Origin of the sequence: Mesorhizobium sp. M8A.F.Ca.ET.021.01.1.1, assembly GCF_003998025.1 — a bacterium.
Lineage (GTDB): Bacteria > Pseudomonadota > Alphaproteobacteria > Rhizobiales > Rhizobiaceae > Mesorhizobium.
Genome location: NZ_RZSJ01000384.1, coordinates 1 through 6,055 on the forward strand (window position 1 = coordinate 1; position 6,055 = coordinate 6,055).

The 6,055-nt window shown below is 64.6% G+C and carries 5 protein-coding genes; 3 read left to right on the forward strand and 2 right to left on the reverse strand.

The genetic code is table 11. The features are described from left to right. Window positions 1–221 precede the first annotated feature (221 nt). Window positions 222–617: an acyl-CoA thioesterase gene (locus EOA36_RS24550; RefSeq protein ID WP_127279779.1), complete on the reverse strand. Its 396-nt coding sequence runs from the start codon at window positions 615–617 to the stop codon at window positions 222–224. Between the two features lie 352 nt (window positions 618–969). Beyond that, a complete protein-coding gene (locus EOA36_RS24555; protein ID WP_127279780.1) occupies window positions 970–1,911 on the reverse strand; it encodes a phosphoribosylaminoimidazolesuccinocarboxamide synthase in 942 nt (313 codons plus the stop codon). Between the two features lie 205 nt (window positions 1,912–2,116). On the opposite strand from EOA36_RS24555, the gene EOA36_RS24560 reads away from it, so the two are divergent. Genes EOA36_RS24560 through EOA36_RS24570 form a run of 3 tightly spaced genes read left to right on the forward strand, consistent with a single transcriptional unit; the run spans window position 2,117 to window position 5,858 of the window. Next, a complete protein-coding gene (locus tag EOA36_RS24560; protein ID WP_127279781.1) occupies window positions 2,117–3,733 on the forward strand; it encodes a GMC family oxidoreductase N-terminal domain-containing protein in 1,617 nt (538 codons plus the stop codon). Beyond that, on the forward strand, window positions 3,730–4,944 hold the full coding sequence (locus tag EOA36_RS24565; protein ID WP_127279782.1) for a mandelate racemase/muconate lactonizing enzyme family protein: 1,215 nt from the start codon (window positions 3,730–3,732) through the stop codon (window positions 4,942–4,944). Before EOA36_RS24560 ends, EOA36_RS24565 begins: the two co-directional genes overlap by 4 nt. Beyond that, entirely contained in the window at window positions 4,941–5,858 is a 918-nt protein-coding gene (locus EOA36_RS24570; RefSeq protein WP_127279783.1) for an NAD(P)-dependent oxidoreductase, read from the forward strand. The genes EOA36_RS24565 and EOA36_RS24570 overlap by 4 nt, the downstream gene beginning before the upstream one ends. The last annotated feature ends 197 nt before the right edge of the window (window positions 5,859–6,055 follow it).

Genomic DNA, 6,055 nt, shown 5'->3' on the forward strand with positions numbered 1-6,055 from the left:
GCGGTGCGCCCGAGGTCCTGTTTGACTTCGGCATAAGCAGTTATGCCGAGCAGGCAGGCCAGGGCGGCGAGAGCCGCCGCAAGCCAGCCGTTCAATAGGTGTTGACGCATTGTCTTCCTCCGACGCCAGCAGAATTGGCCGTGGAGGCAACGGCAGGATGTCGCTGAGCGCATCGCTCCGCTCGGGCGATGTTACAAATGTCGCGCGGTGGCGGTATCGAATCAATTCTCGGCTGGAACGGCTTTCGGCTTGCCCTCGCCGTCGAGCGCCACCATGACGAAATCGGCGTGGGTGACCTTTTCCATCAGGTCGGAGAGATAGCGCTGCGCCCAGGCCTCGACCTTGAGCGTCATCGAGGTGCGGCCGACGCGTTCGACATGAGTGTAGATGCACAGCGTGTCGCCGATCTTCATCGGCTTGGCGAAGGACATCTCCTTGACCGCCGCCGTCACCACGCGGCCCCTGGCGCGCTCGGCGGCGCGAATGCCGCAGGCAAGGTCCATCTGCGCCATCACCCAGCCGCCAAAAATGTCGCCGGCCGCATTGGCGTCCGAAGGCATGGCCAGCGTGCGCAGCGTCAGGTCTCCGATCGGCCGTCCATCCGCGTACTGCACCATGCGAGAAATCCCTCGATATAATGATCATCGGTATCGCCACGGCAGGAATAGGTCAACGCAAGGCAGCCCCCGCTTCCTCGCCTCCATGGGATCACAGGCTCGCCGGTGGTGCGGTTTTGGAGAGGGCTTCCCCCACTCCGTCGCTGCTTCGCAGCGCCACCTCTCCCCCCTCCGGAGGGAGAGGAAGGGAGCCCGGCCGGGCAAGCTCGCGCCTTTCCTCTCCCCGTCGATCGGGGGGTCCGAAGGACGGGCGAGACCCGCGGCTCGCCCCGGCAAGGTGTCGAGCGAAGCTCGACGGAGTGGGGGTCGACTGCGCGGCGTAAGACCAGGCGCTAGCTGAGAGACGCACCTCTCAAAAATAATCTGCAAGGTTAGCTCGGATACGATCGAGAACCGTATCCCCGGAAAGGTCGGGAACGAATGCCTTGCCCGTAATCGCCTCGAAGGCCTGGGCATAGACACGCGAAGCCTGTTCGACGACCTCGTCCGGGATCCTCGGGATCGGATCCTTGTAAGGATCGCAGCGCGCCGCCACCCACGAGCGGATGAAATCCTTGTCGAAGCTCTCCGGCCGCGTGCCATCAGCCAGCGCCTGTTCGTAGCTCGCCGCGATCCAGTAGCGGCTGCTGTCGGGCGTGTGGATTTCGTCGGCGAGAATGATCGTCCCGTCCTTGTCGGTGCCGAATTCGTATTTTGTGTCGGCCAGGATCAGGCCGCGCTCGGCGGCGCGCGCCTGGCCGCGGGCGAACAGCTGCAAGGCGTAGCTCGAAACGGTCTCCCACTGCGCCGGCATGAGCAGGCCCTGCCCCAGGATCTCGGCCCTGGACAGCGGCTCGTCATGGCCGCCATCGGCGGCCTTGCTCGTCGGCGTGATGACCGGTTCGGCCAGCTTCTCATAGTCGCGCAGGCCGTCCGGCAGGCGCATTCCGTACATCTCCCGTTCGCCGCGCTTGTACCGGGTCAGGATGGAGGTGCTGGTGGTCCCGGCCAGATAGCCGCGCACGACGATCTCGACCGGCAGGATCTCGAGCCTTGTGCCGACGACGACGTTGGGGTCGGGGTATTCCAGCACATGGTTCGGACAGATGTCGGCGGTTTCCTCGAACCAGTAGCGCGCCGTCTGCGTCAGGATCTCTCCCTTGAACGGGATCGAGGTCAGGATGATGTCGAAGGCGCTGAGACGGTCGGTGGCGATGATGATGCGCCTGCCGTCGGTCAGGTCGTAATTTTCGCGGACCTTGCCCCGGTAATAGCCCGGCAGTTCGGGAATGAAAGCATCCGACAGGACACGCATGGGTTCTCCTGCCTTGTGCAGAGTGGCCGATGTCCCCGCATAGTCCGTCGACCCCATGCATATCAAGCGCGATTGTCGGTATTCCCCACAACCCGGCCGGATAGACCAGTCGCTTTTTTCACAACCGATGCCGGAAGGCGCGGCGACGCGGCGAACTCGTGGCGTCTAGGCTGCGCCCTGTTTTCAGGAGCCGCCCATTTCCATCATGCAGACCTATGATTTCATCATCGTCGGCTCCGGCTCGGCCGGCTCGGTGCTCGCCGACAAGCTCTCGGCCTCGGGCCGTTTCTCCGTGCTGGTGCTGGAGGCCGGCGGCAGCGACCGTCGCTTCTACGTGCAGATGCCGCTCGGCTACGGCAAGACCTTCTTCGATCCCACGGTGAACTGGAACTACAAGACCGAGCCGGATCCCGGCCTTGGCGGCAATGTCGACCACTGGCCGCGCGGCAAGCTGCTCGGCGGGTCGAGTTCGATCAACGCCATGGTCTGGATCCGCGGCGCGCGCGAGGATTTCGACGACTGGCGCGCCGCCGGCAATCCCGGCTGGGGCTATGACGATCTGTTGCCGGCCTTCAAGGCGCTCGAGGACAATGAGGCCGGCGCCGACCAATGGCGCGGCACCGGCGGCCCGCTTCACATCAGCGACACCACGAACGCCGTCCACCCGCTGACGAAGCGTTATCTCGCCGCCGGCCAGCAGGCCGGCCTGCCGCTCAACCCCGATTTCAACGGTGCTGCCCAGGAAGGCGTCGGCATCTACCAGATCTCGACCAAGAACGGCCGCCGCATGTCGGCCGCCCGCGCCTTCCTGCGCCCGGCGATGAAGCGCGCCAATGTCCGCGTCGAGACCAACGCGCTGGCGAGCCGCATCCTGTTCGAAGGCAAGCGCGCCGTCGGCGTCGAATATCTGCGCAACGGTGAGACCAGGACGGCACGAGCCGGCCGCGAAGTGATCCTCTCCGCCGGCTCGATCAACTCGCCGCAGCTCATGCAACTCTCCGGCATCGGCCCCGCGGCATTGCTCAAAGGCTTGGGCATCCCGGTCGTGCAAGCCAACGAGAATGTCGGCGCCAATCTGCAGGACCATGTCGGCATCAACTACACCTTCAAGGGCAAGCTGCCGACGCTCAACCAGATCCTGCGGCCCTGGTGGGGCAAGCTTCTGGTCGGCATGCAGTACATCCTGACGCGCTCCGGCCCACTGTCTTTGTCGATGAACCATGGCGGCGGCTTCTTCCGCACCGACCCGGCCTTCTCGCGGCCCAACATGCAGCTTTATTTCCAGGCCTTCTCGACCCTCATCCCGAAAAACGGCGAGCGGCCGATCCTGACGCCCGACCCATGGCCGGGCTTCTCCATCGGCCTGTCCAACTGCCGCCCCTCGAGCCGGGGCGAGATCATGATCCGCTCCAGGAACCCGCTCGATTATCCCAAGATCGTCGCCAACGCCTATTCCACCAATGCCGATGTCGACGAGATGCTGGCGGCGGTGAAATTCGTGCGCAAGATCGCCTCGATGCCGGCCATGGCCGAGATCATCGCCGAGGAGGTGTTGCCCGGCCCGTCGATCCAGTCCGACGCCGACCTGCTCTCCGATTTCAGGAAGCGCTCCGGGACCGTCTATCACCCGGTTTCGACCTGCCGCATGGGGCCCGACCCCTCGCGCTCCGTCGTCGATCCGCGCCTGAAAGTTCATGGCCTTGAAGGCCTGCGCGTCATCGACGCTTCGATCTTTCCCGACAACATCACCGGCAACACCAACGCCGCCTCGGTCATGACCGGGTGGAAGGGCGCCGAACTGGTTCTGGAGGACCACACATGAAGATCACCGACGTCAAGACCTGGGTTGTCGGCAACCCGCCGCCCGGCATCGGCGGCAAATATTTCATCTTCGTCAAGCTCACGACCGACGGCGGCGTGGTCGGCTATGGCGAAGCCTACAATGCCACCTTCTCCGCCCATGTCACGGCCAGGATGATCGAGGACATGGCCGAGCGCTATCTGATCGGCCGCGATCCGCACGACATCGAAAACTTCTTCCGCCGTGCCTATTCCTCGGGCTTCACCCAGCGTCCCGACGTCTCCGGCATGGGCTGCTTCTCGGCACTCGAAATGGCCTGCTGGGACATCGTCGGCAAGGAAGCGAACAAGCCGGTCTACAAGCTGCTCGGCGGCCAGGTGCACGAGACGCTGCGCTCCTACACCTATCTCTACCCGCACACGGGCAGCGTCCATTCCGAGGACGCGCCCGATGGCAGGAACGTCTACAACGACCCTGAGATGGCCGCAGCCTGCGCGCTCGAATATGTCGAGCAGGGATTTAATGCCGTCAAGCTCGACCCGGCCGGCCCCTACACCGCCTTCGACGGTCATCAGCCGCGCCTCGTCGACATCGATGTCTCCACCCGCATGATCAAGGCGATCCGCGAGGCGGTCGGCACCCGCGCCGACATATTGTTCGGCACGCACGGCCAGTTCACCGCATCGGGCGCGCTGCGCATGGCGCGCGCCATCGAACCCTACGACCCCCTGTGGTTCGAGGAGCCGGTGCCCCCGGACATGCCCGAAGTGATGGCGCAGGTGGCGCGTGCGACTTCGATCCCGATCGCCACCGGCGAGCGGCTGACGACCAAGTCCGAATTCGCCCGCGTCATCGAGAACCGCGCCGCGACCATCCTGCAGCCGGACCTCGGCCGCTCCGGCGGCATTCTCGAAACCAAGAAGATCGCCGCCATGGCCGAGGCCTACCACATCCAGGTCGCGCCGCATTGCTATTGCGGGCCGATCGTCGGTGCCGCCAACATCCAGCTCGCGGTGACACTGCCGAACTTCCTGATCCTGGAATCGCTGAAGCAGTGGGACGGCTTCCACGCGACGCTGCTGAAGAAGAAGATCGAATGGCAGGACGGCAACGTCATCCCCTCGAAGGAGCCTGGCCTCGGCGTCGAGCTCAACGAGGCGGTCTGCGACGCGCATCCTTACACCGGCAAGGACCTGCATCTGCAGATGATGCAGATGCCGCTGATGCCGTGAGCGAAAGCTACGCCTTCATCGGCCTTGGCCATCTCGGCGGCAACCTTGCCGCCAGCCTGATCCGCAACGGCTTTGCCGTTACCGTTGTCGACCGCGACCCCACCGCCGTCGAGCGCCTTGTCGCGCTCGGCGCCACGGCTGCCGGCAGTCCCGCCGAGGCCGCCGCCCGCGCCGGCAATGCCATAAGCTGCCTGCCTTCACCAAAAGTCAGCGAGGCAGTGCTGGCCGGCCCGGGCGGATTGCTGGAAGGCCTGCCCAAGGGCGGCACCTGGATCGAGATGTCGACCAACGGCCGCGACGAGATTTTGCGGCTTGCCGCCCTCGCCTCGGCCAAGGGCGTCGAGACATTGGAATGCCCGGTCACCGGCGGCGTGCATCTGGCGGCGGTGGGCAAGATCACCGCGCTGGTCGGCGGCAATGCGGCCCTCTACAAGCGCCACCGCCCAGCCATCGAAGCGATGTGCGCCAAGTCGTTTCTGATGGGCCCGATCGGCTCGGCGGCGGTGATCAAGGTCATCACCAACATGCTGGCCTTCATCCATCTGGTCGCCGCCGGCGAGGCGCTGATGCTGGCCAAGCGGGGCGGGCTAGACCTCGCGCAATGCTACCACGCCATCGTTGCCTCCTCCGGCAACAGCTTCGTCCACGAAACCGAAAGCCAGCTGGTGCTGAACGGCTCCTACGACATCGGCTTCACCATGGACCTGGCGCTGAAAGACCTCGGCTTCGCGCTCGCCATGGGCGAACAATCGGGCGTGCCGCTTGAGCTTGCATCGCGGGTCAACGCGATTTTTCAGCAGGGCAAGGCAGCCTATGGCGGCGGAGCGTGGTCGACGCAGATCGTCAAATTGCTGGAAGATGCTGTCGGTACCGACCTGCGCGCGCCTGGTTTTCCGGCCAGATTGGAGATGTGATCCCGGCAGACCAGCCAATGAAATCAAGGCGTTGGGCAAGCATCTGGAATCACGGCCTCAACAACTTGAATCAGAGCTGGAACATCCCGACTGGTTATCGGGAGAGAGTTTCGATCACGCTGCACGTCTCGGCGATCGGCAGAAGCACCCCTTCCCTTCGTCATCCTCGGGCTTGACCCGAGGATCCATGCCGTGAC